This is a genomic window from Methylocystis sp., from assembly GCF_046349115.1.
GTDB lineage: Bacteria > Pseudomonadota > Alphaproteobacteria > Rhizobiales > Beijerinckiaceae > Methylocystis.
In genome coordinates, this window is the sequence record NZ_JAXMCX010000001.1 from 891,587 (window position 1) to 906,588 (window position 15,002).

At 61.5% G+C, this 15,002-nt stretch carries 13 protein-coding genes and 1 pseudogene; 8 read left to right on the forward strand and 6 right to left on the reverse strand.

Going from position 1 to position 15,002, the window contains the following annotated elements; all coding sequences use genetic code 11:
- Positions 1 to 20: 20 nt before the first annotated feature.
- Complete coding sequence (uvrB, locus tag U1E20_RS04200; RefSeq protein ID WP_409979635.1) at positions 21 to 2,609, forward strand: excinuclease ABC subunit UvrB; 2,589 nt, start codon at positions 21 to 23, stop codon at positions 2,607 to 2,609.
- Between the two features lie 31 nt (positions 2,610 to 2,640).
- On the opposite strand, the gene U1E20_RS04205 is transcribed toward uvrB, so the two are convergent.
- From U1E20_RS04205 to hflK, 3 genes are all read right to left on the reverse strand, one after another.
- The gene (locus tag U1E20_RS04205) at positions 2,641 to 4,113 is read right to left on the reverse strand and encodes a Do family serine endopeptidase (RefSeq protein WP_409979331.1); all 1,473 of its coding nucleotides are present in this window, start codon (positions 4,111 to 4,113) and stop codon (positions 2,641 to 2,643) included.
- Between the two features lie 297 nt (positions 4,114 to 4,410).
- On the reverse strand, positions 4,411 to 5,331 hold the full coding sequence (gene hflC, locus U1E20_RS04210; RefSeq protein ID WP_409979332.1) for a protease modulator HflC: 921 nt from the start codon (positions 5,329 to 5,331) through the stop codon (positions 4,411 to 4,413).
- Entirely contained in the window at positions 5,328 to 6,467 is a 1,140-nt protein-coding gene (gene hflK, locus U1E20_RS04215; protein ID WP_409979333.1) for an FtsH protease activity modulator HflK, read from the reverse strand. Before hflK ends, hflC begins: the two co-directional genes overlap by 4 nt.
- Before the next feature lie 116 nt (positions 6,468 to 6,583).
- Between hflK and U1E20_RS04220 the strand changes: the two genes are divergently transcribed.
- The 5 genes and pseudogenes from U1E20_RS04220 to U1E20_RS04240 all read left to right on the forward strand — a co-directional run bounded on the left by U1E20_RS04220 (position 6,584) and on the right by U1E20_RS04240 (position 10,350).
- Positions 6,584 to 6,967, forward strand: coding sequence for a YidH family protein (locus U1E20_RS04220; protein ID WP_409979334.1), 384 nt, complete (start codon positions 6,584 to 6,586; stop codon positions 6,965 to 6,967).
- A 150-nt stretch (positions 6,968 to 7,117) separates the two neighbouring features.
- Positions 7,118 to 7,609, forward strand: a complete 492-nt coding sequence (locus U1E20_RS04225; protein ID WP_409979335.1) for a hypothetical protein — start codon at positions 7,118 to 7,120, stop codon at positions 7,607 to 7,609.
- Positions 7,610 to 7,954: 345 nt separating this feature from the next.
- The gene (locus U1E20_RS04230; protein WP_409979336.1) at positions 7,955 to 8,560 is read left to right on the forward strand and encodes a class I SAM-dependent methyltransferase; all 606 of its coding nucleotides are present in this window, start codon (positions 7,955 to 7,957) and stop codon (positions 8,558 to 8,560) included.
- Positions 8,561 to 8,721: 161 nt separating this feature from the next.
- Positions 8,722 to 9,132 (forward strand): annotated as a pseudogene (locus tag U1E20_RS04235) (class I SAM-dependent methyltransferase); the annotation flags it as partial.
- A gap of 72 nt (positions 9,133 to 9,204) precedes the next feature.
- Positions 9,205 to 10,350 carry a hypothetical protein gene (locus U1E20_RS04240; protein WP_409979647.1) on the forward strand — a complete coding sequence of 382 codons (1,146 nt, stop codon included), beginning with the start codon at positions 9,205 to 9,207 and terminating at the stop codon, positions 10,348 to 10,350.
- 3 nt (positions 10,351 to 10,353) lie between these two features.
- Here U1E20_RS04240 and U1E20_RS04245 read toward each other — a convergent pair whose 3' ends face one another.
- Genes U1E20_RS04245 through U1E20_RS04255 form a run of 3 tightly spaced genes read right to left on the reverse strand, consistent with a single transcriptional unit; the run spans position 10,354 to position 12,944 of the window.
- Entirely contained in the window at positions 10,354 to 11,157 is an 804-nt protein-coding gene (locus U1E20_RS04245) for a hypothetical protein (protein WP_409979337.1), read from the reverse strand.
- On the reverse strand, positions 11,154 to 11,777 hold the full coding sequence (locus U1E20_RS04250; RefSeq protein ID WP_409979338.1) for a hypothetical protein: 624 nt from the start codon (positions 11,775 to 11,777) through the stop codon (positions 11,154 to 11,156). Before U1E20_RS04250 ends, U1E20_RS04245 begins: the two co-directional genes overlap by 4 nt.
- 6 nt (positions 11,778 to 11,783) lie before the next feature.
- Positions 11,784 to 12,944 carry a cytochrome P450 gene (locus tag U1E20_RS04255; RefSeq protein ID WP_409979339.1) on the reverse strand — a complete coding sequence of 387 codons (1,161 nt, stop codon included), beginning with the start codon at positions 12,942 to 12,944 and terminating at the stop codon, positions 11,784 to 11,786.
- A gap of 72 nt (positions 12,945 to 13,016) precedes the next feature.
- On the opposite strand from U1E20_RS04255, the gene U1E20_RS04260 reads away from it, so the two are divergent.
- The gene (locus tag U1E20_RS04260) at positions 13,017 to 14,705 is read left to right on the forward strand and encodes a fatty acyl-AMP ligase (protein ID WP_409979340.1); all 1,689 of its coding nucleotides are present in this window, start codon (positions 13,017 to 13,019) and stop codon (positions 14,703 to 14,705) included.
- A gap of 23 nt (positions 14,706 to 14,728) precedes the next feature.
- Positions 14,729 to 15,001: an acyl carrier protein gene (locus tag U1E20_RS04265; protein WP_409979341.1), complete on the forward strand. Its 273-nt coding sequence runs from the start codon at positions 14,729 to 14,731 to the stop codon at positions 14,999 to 15,001.
- The last annotated feature ends 1 nt before the right edge of the window (position 15,002 follow it).

A 15,002-nucleotide genomic window follows, 5' to 3' on the forward strand; every position in this document is an offset into this window, starting at 1 on the left:
ATCAAGCCCATATTGGCGCCATGGCCAAAACCCCCGGAAAGCCCAGAGACCCGGCGCGGCCGACGCGCGCCAAGGCGTCGAAGCCGGTGGTCGCGCCGCTCGCGCCGCATCTCGCGCAGCTGCTCAATCCGGCGCTCACGCCGGGATTCGGCGAGGCGCCCCAGGCGCCCTACGACGCTTCTTCGGTTCAAGGCCTCGATGAGGCGGACATCGATAAATACGCCATTGGCGAAGGGTTTTACGCGGGCGGCGCGACATCGGGAAGCGCCGCCCAGAACACCGGCGGGGTGCAGGCGACGGCCGACCGACTCGCCGAACTGCTGCGGCTCGGCGATCCCAATATTCGCGACAAGCAGCCCTGGGTCCCGCATCGGCCCGAGCGCCCGGAGAAATCCGAAGGCGGCGTCAGATTCGAGCTGGTCTCGGACTATACGCCGAAAGGCGACCAGCCGGCGGCGATCGACGAGCTGGTCAAGGGAATCACCGCGCAGGAACGCGATCAGGTGCTGCTCGGCGTCACCGGCTCCGGCAAGACTTTCACCATGGCGAGCGTGATCGAGCGCACCCAGCGGCCGGCGCTGATTCTCGCGCCGAACAAGACTCTGGCGGCGCAGCTCTATGGCGAGTTCAAGAGCTTCTTCCCGAAGAACGCCGTCGAATATTTCGTCTCCTATTACGACTACTATCAGCCTGAAGCCTATGTGCCGCGCTCGGACACCTACATCGAGAAAGAATCCTCGGTGAACGAGCAGATCGACCGCATGCGCCATGCCGCGACGCGCGCGCTGCTCGAACGCGACGACGTCATCATCGTCGCCTCGGTCTCCTGCATCTATGGCATCGGCTCGGTCGAAACTTATACGGCGATGACCTTCTCGGTGACGCTCGGCGAAAAGCTGGAGCAGCGCCAGCTCGTCGCCGATCTCGTCGCGTTGCATTACCGCCGCGTGCAGGCGGATTTCACCCGCGGCACCTTTCGGGTGCGCGGCGATACGGTGGATATTTTCCCGGCCCATTATGAGGACCGCGCCTGGCGCGTCGGCTTCTTTGGCGACGAAGTCGAGTCGATTTCCGAATTCGATCCGCTGACCGGCAAGAAGACCGTCGATCTCGAATTCGTGAAGGTCTACGCCAATTCGCATTATGTCACGCCGCGGCCGACGTTGCTGCAGTCAGTCAAGGCGATCAAGGAGGAGCTGCGGGTGCGGCTCGACGAATTATATCGTTCGTCGCGTCTCGTCGAAGCGCAGCGGCTCGAACAGCGCACCCGCTTCGATCTCGAAATGATGGAGGCGACCGGCTCCTGCGCCGGCGTCGAAAATTATTCGCGCTATCTCACCGGCCGCAAGCCGGGCGAGCCGCCGCCGACTCTGTTCGAATATCTGCCCGACAATGCGCTGGTCTTCGCCGACGAGAGTCATGTGTCGATCCCGCAGATCGGCGCTATGTATAAGGGCGACTTCCGCCGCAAGGCGACGCTCGCCGAATATGGCTTCCGCCTGCCGTCCTGCATGGACAATCGGCCCTTGCGCTTCGAAGAATGGGACGCGATGCGGCCGCAGACCGTGGCGGTCTCGGCGACGCCGGGGAATTGGGAGCTCAATCAGACCGGCGGAATCTTCGTCGAGCAGGTCATCCGACCGACAGGGCTGATCGATCCGCAGGTCGAGGTGCGGCCGGCGCGCGCCCAGGTCGACGATCTCCTCGACGAAGCGCGGGCGACGGTGCAGATCGGCTATCGCTCGCTGGTCACGGTGCTGACCAAGCGCATGGCCGAGGATTTGACCGAATATCTGCATGAGAACGGCGTGCGCGTGCGCTACATGCATAGCGACATCGACACGATCGAGCGCATCGAAATCATCCGCGACCTGCGGCTCGGCGCCTTCGACGTATTGGTCGGCATCAATCTCTTGCGCGAAGGTCTCGACATTCCCGAATGCGGCCTCGTCGCCATTCTCGACGCCGACAAGGAAGGGTTTCTGCGCTCCGAAACATCGCTCGTGCAAACCATCGGCCGCGCCGCGCGCAATGTCGACGGCCGCGTGATCCTCTACGCCGATCAGATCACCGGCTCGATGAAGCGGGCGATGGACGAGACCAATCGCCGCCGCGCCAAGCAGGAAGCCTATAATCGCGAGAACAACATCACACCGGCGTCGATCAAGCGCGGCATCGCCGACATTCTCGGCTCGGTCGCCGAGCAGGATCATGTAACGGTCGACACCGGCTATGACATCGCGCCCGGCCACAATCTCGCGGCGACGATCGCCGATCTCGAGAAGCGCATGAAGGAGGCGGCGGCCGATCTCGCCTTCGAGGAGGCGGCGCGTATGCGCGACGAAATCCAAAGATTGCAGCGGGCGGAGCTGCTCGGCGAGGCGAGCCCGATGCTGCGCATCCAGCTCTCGCGTCAGGCCCGCGCGGGCCGTGGGGGAGGGGATGTTCCCGGCACGCGCGCGCGAAAGCCGACCGACGCCGACATGGGGCCGCATAATTTCGGCGGCGGCGAAGCGCGGCCGCTGGGGCGCGCGCCGCCGCCACGTCCGGTCGGCCGCTCATCCGGTGGCAAGCCCGGCACGCGCACGGTGAAGGGCAAGCCGAAGTGAGGCGCCTCCCGGCGGGGGCGATGGCGCGGCGTTACTCGACCGGCAAGGCGACGAAATGGGCGTCGCCCTGGCCGTTGGCGACGATCAGCAGCGCGGTCTTCTTGCCGTCGGTCTTCAGCGCCTTGACCTTCTTGACCACATCGGCCGGATCGCTGACCGCCTCCTGATTGACCTCAAGCAGCACTTCGCCGGGCTGAAGTCGCTTCTCCGCCGCATCCGAGCGCGGATCGACCGCGGTGATGACGACGCCGCCCTTGACGGCGTCCTTGATCTGGAACCGCGCCCGCAACTCATCTGAGAGTCGCGACAGTTCAAGCCCCAGCACGCTCTGCGACGATCCGCCCGGGCTGTCGGACTTCTCCTTGTCGCCGTTCTTCGACGCGACTTTCTCGCCATCCTCGAGCCTGCCGAGCTTGACGGTCTTGGTCTGCTCCTTGCCGCCCCGCACGATGACCAGTTCGACATCCTTGCCGACCGGAGTCGCGGCGACGAGCTTAGGCAAATCGCGCGATTCCTTGATCGGCTTGCCGTCGAATCTGACGATCACGTCGCCGACCTTCAGCCCGGCCGGCTTTGACGGTCCCTTGTCGTCGACGCCGGCGACAAGCGCGCCGCGCGTCGCTCCGAGATTGAGCGTCTCGGCGATTCCGTCGTCGATATTCTGGATGCGGACTCCCAGCCAGCCGCGGCGCGTCTCGCCGAATTGCTGCAACTGCCCGATGACCGGCTCAACCGTATTGGCCGGCGTCGCGAAACCGATGCCGACCGAGCCGCCGGAGGGCGACAGGATCGCGGTGTTGATGCCGATGACCTCGCCGTCCATGTTGAACAGCGGTCCGCCGGAATTGCCCTTGTTGATCGAGGCGTCGGTCTGAATGTAATTGTCGTAGGGACCGCTATCGATATTGCGATTGCGCGCCGAAACGATGCCGGCGGTCACCGACCCGCCGAGCCCGAACGGGTTGCCGACGGCGAGCACCCAATCGCCGACCTTGGCCTTGTCGCTGTCGCCGAACTTGACCGCCTTCAACGGCTTTTCGGGCTTCACTTTCAGGACGGCGACGTCGACTTTCTGATCCTTGCCGAGAATTTCCGCCTTGAGCTTCTGGCCGTCGTTGAAAATCACCGTCACTTCATTGGCGTCGGCGATGACGTGATTGTTGGTGATGACGATTCCCGAAGGATCGACCACGAAGCCGGAGCCCAGCGAACTTGACCTGCGCTGACGCGGAATTTCCGGCACGCCCTGGCCGCGCCGGCGGAAAAACTCCTCGAAGAGATCGTCAAACGGCGCGCCGGGTCCGACTCCCGGCGGCAGCTGCGGGCCCTCGCCGCCCTTGTTGTGCTTGGCTTCGAAAGTCTGCGTCGCGGAAATATTGACGACGGCGTCCTGAACTTTCTCGGCGAGTTCGGACAGGGAATCCGGGCCTTTCGCGGCGGCTGGCGTCAATAATATCAGCAGGGCCGCAAAACCAGCGGCCACATAAGCCTGGAGCACCTTCATCCGATATCTCCAAAGATGAGAGGGAGCAGATATAGGCGCAAACGCCTTCGACAAAAAGAGGCGTCTCGGCTGGAGCTTCGGCGCGCGCTTTTGAAGCGGATATCTGCTCATTTGCATTTCTGTGGGCGCGAATTTTGCGGCGGAGTCGCCCCCAAATCGCGCATATGAACGAGAGTCATTTTCCTTCGAGGCGCCGGTCGACGAAATTCTCGCTCTTGCGCGCAAGCTGATGTGATTGCGCGCCATTTACAGCGGACGACGACCGCGCTCACCGTCGTCGAGGCCCGCGTTTGCGTTTTACTTGCCTTTCTCCGGAGACGGTCTGTCCGCGCTCGGCGCGGCGCTCGCCTCCGGAGCCGAGAAAAAACGGAAGAATTCAGAACGCGGACTGATCAGGAAGCGCGTCTCGCCCGGCTTGAAGGCGTTTTCATAGGCTTGCATCGAGCGATAGAAGGCGAAGAAGTCGGGATCACGGCCAAAGGCTTCGGCGAAAATCCGATTACGCTCGGCGTCGCCTTCGCCCTTGGTCTGGTCGGCTTGGCGCTGCGCCTCGGCTTTCAGCACGATAACGTCGCGATCAGCCTTCGCGGTGATTTTTTGCGCCTGCTCCGAACCCTGGGCGCGATATTCCGCGGCTTCGCGCTGGCGCTCGGTCTGCATGCGCCCGAAGACTTTTTCCGAAATCTGCTGGGGAAGATCGACGCGGCGAATGCGGGCGTCGACGACCTGCACGCCGAATTTGCGCGCCTCGCGATCCGCCTGCTCCTTGATTTTCACCATCAAGTCGGCGCGCTCGTCGCGAACGATCTGCTGCTGATTGGCTTCGCTCAGCACGCGGCGGACGGCGGAGTTCAATACCGATCCGAGCTGATTATTCGCGCCCATGACGCTGTTGACGGTCTGATAAAAGCGCAACGCATCGATGATGCGATAGCGGATGAAGCTATCCACTTCGAGCCGCTGATTGTCGGCGGCGAGCACTTCGAGATTGGGACTCTCGACGTCGAGAATGCGATTGTCGAAGGTCACGACATTTTCGATGAGCGGCAATTTGAAGTGGAGGCCGGGCTGGGTGATGAGGCCGCGGCCGGCGACCGGTTCGCCAAGACGGAGCACCAGCGCCTGCTCGGTTTGCGAGACGGTGAACAGGGCGCCGGCCAGACCAAGGACGGCCAGGAGCGCGACGACGGCGAGCGTGAACAGCAGGCCAGACTTCATTTGCGGCCTCCCTGAAAGGCCGGGAAGGCGGGCAATGGCACAAATGGCGCGACGCTCGCGCCGCCCTTGGAGGGATCGTCCAGAACCACCTTGTCGGCGCCGCCCAACACGCGCTCCATCGTTTCGATATAAAGGCGCTGCCGCGTCAGCGCCGGCGCATTCCGGTACTGTTCGTAGATTTTCTCGAAGCGGGCCGCCTGTCCGCGGGCTTCGGCGACCGTCTGCTCGCGATAGGCTTCGGCCTCCTGGAGAATCCGCGCCGCCGCGCCGCGCGCTTCCGGCACCACCCGATTGGCGTAGGCTTCGGCCTCATTGCCGAGCCGCTGCAAATCCTGCTGGGCGGCGGTTACGTCGCGAAACGCCGCGATGACCTGTTGCGGCGGATCGACGGAAAGCAGCAGCACCTGCAGCACCAGAACGCCGGCGTGATAGTCGTCGAGCACCTTCTGCATCAGTTGCTGACTTGCCGGCTCGATCAGCTTGCGGTCGGCGGTCAGAATTTTTTGGATTTGCGACTGGCCGACGATTTCGCGCATCGCGCTCTCGGCGACGGCTTTCACCGTCAGCGGCGGATTGGCGACATTGAAGGCGTAGTCTTCAGGCTTTGATGGATCAATCTGCCAGATGACCCGAAATTTGACGTCGGCGATGTTCTCGTCGCCGGTCAGCATCAGGCTTTCTTCAGGCGCTTCCGGCCCGCGCGGGGCCGAGGGCGAGCCGCGGCGCCGACCTTCGAGGACGATGCCCGACTCCTCCCGGAAGCCGACATCGGTGATGTTGCGGTCGGTGACCGCCAGCTTGAGCACCGACCCGATCGGACCTGGGAGATTGTAGTTCAGGCCGGCCTGGGTTTTTCCCATATATTTGCCGAAGATCAGATTGAGGCCGATCTCGTTGGGTCCGACCGTGTAGAGGCCGGAAAGCAGCCATGCGAGCACGGCGACCAGCACGAGGATCGCGAAGCCGCGTCCCCCAAATCCGCTCGGCAGAATCTGCTTGAGGCCTTCCTGGCTGCGGCGCAGCATCTCCTCGAGGTCCGGCGGCTGGCCGCCTGGGCCCTGTCCCCATGGCCCTCCGGGCTGACCCCAAGGATTGTTATTCTGATTGCGCGGCCCGCCTTGATCGCTCCAGGGCATATCGTCTCGCAGAAGGGAATTGGGCGGCGGTCGCGCCGCGTCGCCAATGTTATAGGCATTCGCCGCCGCCGCGGCAATGATCGGTCGTTATGGCCGTTGCGTAAGGGAGAACAGAAATGATTCGCGATTACAACAATGTCGCGGCCAATGAGCGAACTTTTCTTGCCTGGGTTCGCACCGGCGTCGCGGTCATTGCGCTCGGCTTCGTCATCGAGCGGTTCAATCTGTTTCTCTTGAGCATCGCCGGCGCATTGGCGGAAGACGCCGACCGGCTGCGCATCCATCGATTCGATAATCCGGCGGGACGTTATGGCGGGACGGCGCTCGTCGCCGCGGGCGTGACGCTCATCGTGATATCGACCGTCCGCTTCATTCATACGGCGCGGCTGTTGTCGCGCGATGAGCCCTATACCGCGAATTCCACCAGCGTCAGCCTGTATGTCCTGGCGGCGCTGCTGCTCGCCGTCGCCGGCTTCAGCGCCTATCTCGCGGCGATTTGATCTTTATTTCTGTTCCAACCGCCAGCGGCCTTCCCATCTAACGGGGGGCGTCCACCTTGCGCTGAAACCAATGAGATCGCCGCTCTCGTCGCATGTCGAGGCCAGCGTTGGACTTGTCGCGGAGCGCATCGACGCGCCGAAGGCCTTACGTTGCGCACGCAGCCTCAGCAATCTATCAATCTCATCGTCGAGACGACGACGCGATCCCGCCATGAGATGCTCGAGGCCGCCGTCGATGCGCAGAGGGGCATTCGCTTGCCCGAGTTGACGCCTGCGCCATCTGGTCGACATAGAAAGATTGCTGCTAGACTTGCCTATCTACCCCTTTGGAGCGCGCCCATGAAGAAATATGTCGCCCTCGCGCTGCTAGGTCTTGCTCTCGCCGGCGGTGCGGCCAGAGCAAGAGCCGAAGGATGCTGCGTCAAGACTCCTAAACAATGCGTGCCGATCCTCCGCATACCGCCAGAAGACTATGCTTACGGCGCAGCGATTTTTATTCCGCCGAACAAGCCGGTTCCCTATTCGGTTTGGTACTATGCCTTCTATCAATCATTTTGCTCCGGCAAGCCGGCGGACCAATGTATTTGGGCGTGCGGAAAGCCGCCGCCGCTACGCGGCGCCGCTTTGCGCGTCGGGGGCTAACAGGCCGCGAGGCCGTGGCCGAGCGTTGCCGCAGAAGGCGAAGACGGCGGCGATCAGGCTCGTTTGCGGAACTTTGCGAATTTTGCTGGTTCCGAAGCGCGTTCAGGCATTCCTTGGCCCGCCGAATGTTGCTCCTTGCCTGTTCGTCGATAATATGTCGCCGCCGCCTCAGGCCGATTTGGAGACATCGCGAAGATGGTCCAACCAGCATCTTATCCGGGCATCTGCAATATATGCGGGACGAAGGGAGAATTTGTCCGTGGCGAAGGCCGCTCGATTCGCGAATCCTTCGCCTGTCCAGGGTGCCGCGCGGCCTTGAGGTATCGCGATCAGGCGGCGTTGATCGTGGACGAGTTCGCGCGCGGCCGCTCGATTTTCCTGCGCAACCTCGTCTCGTCGGGAATGCTCAATGAGGTCGCGATTTTCGAGGCGGCGCTGCGCGGACCGTTCGTCAACGCCTTCAAGGGCCTCAAGGGATATGTGAAGAGCTATTTCTGGCCCGACCGCCCGCTCGGGGAAATCAACGCCGACGGCGTGCGCAACGAGGATCTCACGCGCCTGACGCTGCCGGCGAACAGTTTCGATCTCGTCATCACCAGCGACGTCATGGAGCATCTCTACGATATTCGAAGCGCCTTTTCCGAGATCGCCCGGGTTCTCAAGCCCGGCGGCGTGCATATTTTTTCGATTCCCAATGACTGGCCGTTTCCCGAGCGCACTGAGCCGCGCGTCGCGCTCGTCGATGGCGTAGAGGAGCATATCAAGCCGGCGCGCCATCACGTCAGCGGCGACGGAACACCCTGTCTCGTTTACAATGACTACGGAGCGGACATCGTTGATATCATCGCGGAGTTTGGTTGCCATACGCAGGTCGTGCGGCGGCATTCGCCGCTTGACCCCTGCTATGTCAACGCAACCTTCCTCTCCCGGAAAACTCGGTCAGCGATTTGAACGGTGATGACGCCTTGACGGTCACGCTGACATGCCCGGCCTGCGGTTCGAATGAATTTCTCGCATTCAATGGACGTGAGAATGCGCGCTGCGGGCGCTGCGGCTCGATGGAGCGAACGCGCCTTCTTTGGATGATGCTAGAGAAATTCGATCTGTTCCGAATGGGACAGCGGGTTCTGCACATTGCGCCTGAACTGGCGCTGACGAAGCGCTTCTCCGAGCTGAGCGGCGACCGATATCACGGCTGCGACATTGATCCTTCGCGATATGCGTCCAGAATTGCGCCGATCAGATCGATCGATCTTTGCGTTGATCTCGCAAAAATGCCGAGCCGCAGCTTCGATTTGATCATCCATACCCATGTCTTGGAGCACATCGCCTGCGACGTTGAGAATGCGCTACAGGAAATGGAGCGCATTCTGGCGCCTGGCGGACATCATTTTTTCTCCGTGCCGATCCGGGGAGAAATTACGCGCGAGGACATATCGGAAGATCTGACGCCGCAACATCGCGCCCTGATGTTTGGCCAAGAAGATCATCTTCGCATTTTCGGCTCGAAAAGCTTGGCCGAGATGCTTTCCCGCGTCTGGGGCGATGCGGGGAACCCGCTCGTCACGCCGAGCGAGATTTTTTCAGAAGAGAAGTTGCGCACCGCCGCGATCCCGCCCGCGGCATGGTCTGGCTATTCGAGCCATTCGATATTTCATCATGTTCGTCCCATCGTCGATCGTGAGCCGTCGAGTCCCGCGCCCAAGCCACGTCAGCGCGCGATGGAAAAACCCGCGGAGCCGGGTGCGTCGGGGCGAAAGCTGTTGCTGAATATCGGCATGCCTGGCGCGCATTGTGTTGCGATCCAGAAATGGACGTCCGAGCAACATGCCCAATTGTCCGCCAGCGGCGTGGCGTGCTGGCGTCACCCCGATCGGGAAAAACTCATGTTCATGGGTTTCGCCAGCGACCGTCGTATCGCGTCTGGCGATCTGCCATTCGCCCGATCGTTGCGGCAGGGCGAGAGCCCGCCAACTCAAGAAGCCGCCCGTGAAGCTCTGGAGACATTCCTGGAAACGCTGGACGGTCATATTGGCTATGTCGACGCCGTGTCGTTGTGGTCCTTCACCGCCGACGAAGTACGATTGCTGCAATCGCAGCTTTCGACCTGGGGCGTTGAGGCGCATGTGCTTTGCTTCGTTTATAAGCCCGACGCTTATTTTACCGCTTTGATTGAACGTCAGACCCGCACTGCGGGCCTCGCGCTATCCGATCTCGGCGTTGGCGTCGCTCGCAAGCTGCGTTTTTCCTATTCGCGTCTCACCGCATGGGCGGAGGCGTTCCAAGATAGATTTTCGATCGGCGATGCGGCCGACCGGCCGACTTCGCGGATCAGCGACCTGCTGATTGGGATGGGCGCCACGCCGATCGATCGTCCGGGGGAGGCGAGCGCCTCAAGCAAAGCCGCGAGCCTCACGTCGATCAAGGCGCTGCTCGCTCTGAACGAGACGCTGCGCAAAAATGGAGAAACCTCCCCGCGTTACGCGTCGTTGCTCACGTCGGCGCTCGCGAGCATGGAGGGCCCGAGGTTCGTGCCGCCCGAAACCCTGACTTTGCGGATGCATTCGTTGCTGACACAGGAAAACGCGCTGCTCTATGACCGTTTCGGCTTGTCTTCCAAAGAGGAGAACGCGTCCGAGCGAATGGACGACCATCGGTTCCTCTATTGGACGCCAGAGGAAGTCGGCGAGTTGCTTTCCGCGATCAATGCGATGCTGCTTGAGCGGGAAACAAAGAACTAAGCGTCAGCCGTCGACCGGACGAGTTTCAGGCGCTTTGCTCGGCAAAAGCACCCACGATTGTCGTTGGTTTCGAATTTCGAGGTTATGTTCCCTCGCGAAGTCCTTGACATGTTCCTGCATCCGCATGACGCCCGTTTCGTCCGGCCATAGCCAATCATCGCCGCAGAGAACCGCCTCGGGAAACAATTCGTGTGCGATGTCCAGATCATCGCGTTTCTTGCCGGCGTCGATGTAGATCATCTGCGGCTTGATTTCGCGCGCATGGAGATATTCAAGCGCTTCAGGCGAACGTTGACGCACCGGAATGAACCGGCTCTTGTAAAGGCGCACATTATTGAGCGCGATCGCAAAATTGCCATGGCGACGCAGATTGGCGACGATCGCCGCAATCTGTTCGTCCGTGAGATGAAATACCGTGCGCATTTGCAGTGGATCGACGGCGAGACGCTCGATATAGGCGGCCCAGTTGCTATCCCAGGGATCGATTCCGATGACCGTCAACTTGTCGGACGCGCGAAGCCATTGGAGAGTCGAGCCGCAAAGGAAGCAGCCGACTTCCACCATCAGCTCGACCTTTCTTGCCTTTATCGTGTCGATAATCAATTCACGGCCGCCGCCCCATTCGCAGCCTGCCCGCCGACCGCCGTCGAGCGGGAGGAAAAACGGTTCGATCTCGCCATAAATGAACTCGGGCCAGGGATTGTCGCGCCGCAACGCGTTGAGACCAAACAGGATACGGGAGACGGGCGCGGCCGGCGCCGGGGCCGGGCACGCTTTTTCAGTTTCGACGCTCTTGTTGATGCTCACGCGAAGTCACTCCAAACCGCGGAAAGTCGGGAGAGCAGCGATGTCGCCGTCACATTCGGCTTTCGACGCAGTGACACGAGATTGGTTTGTTGTTCGACGATATCGGCGACATCGAGCAGGCTGCGATAATTCTTGCGGATCGACAGGGCGTCGTAAAAGTCGTGCATGAGGATGGCTGTCGTCTCGGGGCAGACCAGAAACGACGCGAGCCCGCAGGCCGTGCGGAAGCGGCCGTCAATCAGCACGACTTCAGGGACCCAGTCCAACTTTTCCCAGACCGGCAGGAAGTAATTAGGCCAGAGTTCCAGGCGGCTGCGATTGGCCGGCATGCCCCAATCCATCACGGGTCCGATGTCCACGCAATTGATCGTTAGACGACCGTTCGATTCCGCTTGGCGAATGACAGGGTTTTGCCGCAATTTATCAACCCATGCCGGATCGCTTTCAACGCTTAAGCAGCGGCGCGCGCCGCGTTCAAGTGCGAAAATGGTGCTGCCGCCCGAACCGAATTCGAGATAACTGACGCCGGAAACGAGGTGACGCGAGAGCATTTCGATTTCTTCAGGCGTCATTGCCACTTTGAAATCGGTGTCCGGCGTATTAGGAGCGTCGCTGTTCATCGCGTGTTAGTTCTCTCGCTGACGGGGCTGAAGGCGGAGCGGCAGCGTTGCGAATTGACGGATTTCCTGCTGCTCCATCAGGCGCGCCGGCGCCTCGCCGGGGAGGATGGAATATCGCTGCAACAGAACGGTCAGAAAGCGCCGTGCTTGTCGTCGCGCGAACACGGCGCCGACGCATAAATGCGATCCGGCGCCGAAAGCCAAAGTGGGCGGGCCCCGGCGGGCGATATCGAATCTGTCGGGGTCGGGATACGCCTCGGGATCGTGATTGGCGCTTTCGATGACGACATGTACGAGAGCGCCTTCGGGAATCATTGTGTCGCCGAGCCTCAAACCGCCTTCGCCAACGACCCGCGAGCGCTGGCGAATGGAGCCGCAAAAGCGAAGCGCCTCCTCGACGAAAGCGGATGCAACCTCGGGCTTGCCGCGAAGCATATCCTGCAAATCCGGCCGGTTCGCCAGAAGATGCAAGACATTCCCAAAAAAGGCGGCGATGGTTTCATTGGCGATCGCGATGAGGAAAAACACGGCCGATTCCCTCTGCCGCGCCGGCAATGACAGATCAATTTCGTCGAGCCGCGCCTTCCCGCCAAGAATCGGACAGCCGTGACTGGCCCAGCGCTCCGTGAGACGATCATGGACATAGAGCGACAGCGACTGTCGACGCTCATATTCACGAAGCGGCATCGCTGGCTGCCAGTCTTCGAGCACTTGTCTGCCCGCAAGACGCAGGTCGCGCAATTCGTCGCGAGAAAACCCCAACGACTCTCCGAGCAGCCCGTCGGGAAGGTCGTAGCAGAGTTCGGTCATGCCGTCGATTTCTCCGGCAGAGCGCTCGAATAGGCGCGACGCGGCGCGATCGATTCTCGCGTAGGAATATGCTTTCGACATTTCCCGGATGATGACGTGCAGGAAGTCGCGCGACGGTCCGTGTTCGGGGGGATTTTGCAAGATCGGCAGGCTGCCGACGAGCGCGGCAAGATTCTCGAAAGATCCGCCCATCCGGTCGGAGACGCGCGCGGCCAGCGTGCTGGCTCCGGCGGCGACCGACACGTTGGGCGCCCGCAGCGCGCCGATCGCATCCTCGTAACGCGTTATGATCCACGCGTTGTCCGAAGGCCTGCAATAGGGCTTGCCCACCGGTTGATAGTCGATCGAAACTGGCATGCGGGCGCTTGCTCTTTGCGAGGCTCGGTTGGAGAATACGGGCGAGCATATATTCTTTCGAACCGTACACCAATGACGCCATCCTCCGCCACACGGAATTCCGCGACGGCGCGCATCCTTCGCCATGCGTCACGCGCGCCTGATCGCGAGGCGATCATCTTCCTCGACCGAGGCGAAACGGTATCGACGCGCTTGACTTATGAAAGTCTTGTTTCGCAGGTGGGCGGCATGGCCCGTCGCTTGGCGGCCGAAGGGTTTTCCGGCAAGGCGATCGTGATTGCGCTGCCGGCAGGAATCGCTTTCGTGAGGCTTTTCCTTGCCTGTCTCTGGGCGCGCGTCATCGTGATACCGGCGCCGTACCCTAGCAATGCGCGACTTCTGAATCGGCTTCATGCCTTGGTCGCCGACTCGCGGCCTGTCGCGCTCGTCACGGACGCGAATGGCGTCGCGAAAATTCCGTCCCTGCCGCAGACGGGCGCGCCTTTGAGGATATTGGACATTTCATCTCTCGCGGATGAAAATCTCTCGCCGCTCGAGCCGCTCGCTGGAGCAGGCGACGCGCCGGCGATTATCCAATATACATCGGGGTCTACAAGCGAACCGCGCGGCGCGGTCATCACCCATGACAATCTTTTCGCCAATCAATGCATGATCCAGTCCGCCTTCGGCCACGACGAGCGTTGCGTGGGCGCCAATTGGCTTCCGCATTTTCACGACATGGGCCTTCTCGGCGTCATCCTTCAGCCTTTATTTGTCGGCGGATCGACCGTCCTCATGGACCCGCTTGCCTTCATCCAAAAGCCGATTCGCTGGCTTCGCGCGATCGACCGATTTCACGCGACGACGGCGGGCGGACCATGCTTCGCCTACGACCTCTGCGCGCGACATTGCGCGCCAGAGGACATCGAGAAGCTGGATCTATCCTCTTGGCGGGTCGCCTTCTGCGGCGCGGAGCCGATACGCCGCGCGACCCTCGACGCCTTTGCGGCGACGTGCGCCTCAGCGAGCTTCGACCCTCGCGCATTGACGCCCTGTTATGGCCTCGCCGAAGCGACGCTCATTGTTTCTTCGGCGAACCCCGGCAATGGCGCGCGAGAACTTCCGGCGTCGGGCCTGGGATCGAAGGGGACGACGACTTTGGCGGTCGGTTGCGGTTATCCGGCGCCGGAATGCAAAATTCTGGTGCGCGCCGCCGACGGCGCGCCATTGCCCGACGGGGAGGCGGGGGAAATCTGGGTCGCCGGGCCGCACGTCTCCCCCGGCGTCTGGAACGGAGAAGAGGGAGGCGTGAATCCCTTCAACGACTCCTTCGTCGATGAGGCGGGAGATCGTTACATCGCCACCGGCGATCTTGGGGCGCTGGTGAACGGCGAACTCGTGCCGCTGGATCGGCTGAAGGACATCATTATCGTCTATGGTCAGAAGCTCCATTCGGCGGATATTGAAGCAACCTTGCTGTCGCATCGCTTGTCGGCCGAACTGCTTGCGGCCTGCGCCTTTTCGATAGAGACGGCGAAGGGCGATCAGCTGGTCGTTGTTTGCGAGATGGATCGCAAGCGATTCCGGGAGGGAGCGGCACTTGAACTCGCCGCGCAACTTAAGAAAATCATAGCGGAGTCTTTTGGCGTCTTGCCGCAGTTGGCGATTGTTCCGTATGGTGCGTTGCCTCGCACGACCAGCGGAAAAATTCAGCGTTCCGTGAGCAAGTCCGAATGGCTCGCCGGCAGGATCGCGGAGGCGTCGAGGCTCACCAACGCGTGATTTTGGAAGAATGGAGGGGAGACATGCAGGATCCGGTCGTGACGCAAACGGATCGTGAGCGCATTGTTGATTGGATGGTGCGGCATATCGGCTCGGTTCTCGAAATGCCGAAAGACGACTTCCCGATCGAAGAGCGCTTCGACGCTTATGGGCTCGACTCCATCGAGGCGGTGATCATGGCGGGACTTATGGAGGAGGAATTCGGCGTCCCGATCGACCCGATGACCTTGTTCCAAAATCCGAGCGTCGCAAAATTCGCGGATTTCCTCGCGCCGGTCCTCTCCGAACGGCGCTGAT

Excerpts from the sequence above, each read along its gene's own strand:
- uvrB (WP_409979635.1), top strand. The coding sequence starts at position 21 with ATGGCCAAAACCCCCGGAAAGCCCAGAGACCCGGCGCGGCCGACGCGC.
- U1E20_RS04205 (WP_409979331.1), bottom strand. The coding sequence starts at position 4,113 with ATGAAGGTGCTCCAGGCTTATGTGGCCGCTGGTTTTGCGGCCCTGCTG.
- hflC (WP_409979332.1), bottom strand. The coding sequence starts at position 5,331 with ATGAAGTCTGGCCTGCTGTTCACGCTCGCCGTCGTCGCGCTCCTGGCC.
- hflK (WP_409979333.1), bottom strand. The coding sequence starts at position 6,467 with ATGCCCTGGAGCGATCAAGGCGGGCCGCGCAATCAGAATAACAATCCT.
- U1E20_RS04220 (WP_409979334.1), top strand. The coding sequence starts at position 6,584 with ATGATTCGCGATTACAACAATGTCGCGGCCAATGAGCGAACTTTTCTT.
- U1E20_RS04250 (WP_409979338.1), bottom strand. The coding sequence starts at position 11,777 with ATGAACAGCGACGCTCCTAATACGCCGGACACCGATTTCAAAGTGGCA.
- U1E20_RS04255 (WP_409979339.1), bottom strand. The coding sequence starts at position 12,944 with ATGCCAGTTTCGATCGACTATCAACCGGTGGGCAAGCCCTATTGCAGG.
- U1E20_RS04260 (WP_409979340.1), top strand. The coding sequence starts at position 13,017 with ATGACGCCATCCTCCGCCACACGGAATTCCGCGACGGCGCGCATCCTT.
- U1E20_RS04265 (WP_409979341.1), top strand. The coding sequence starts at position 14,729 with ATGCAGGATCCGGTCGTGACGCAAACGGATCGTGAGCGCATTGTTGAT.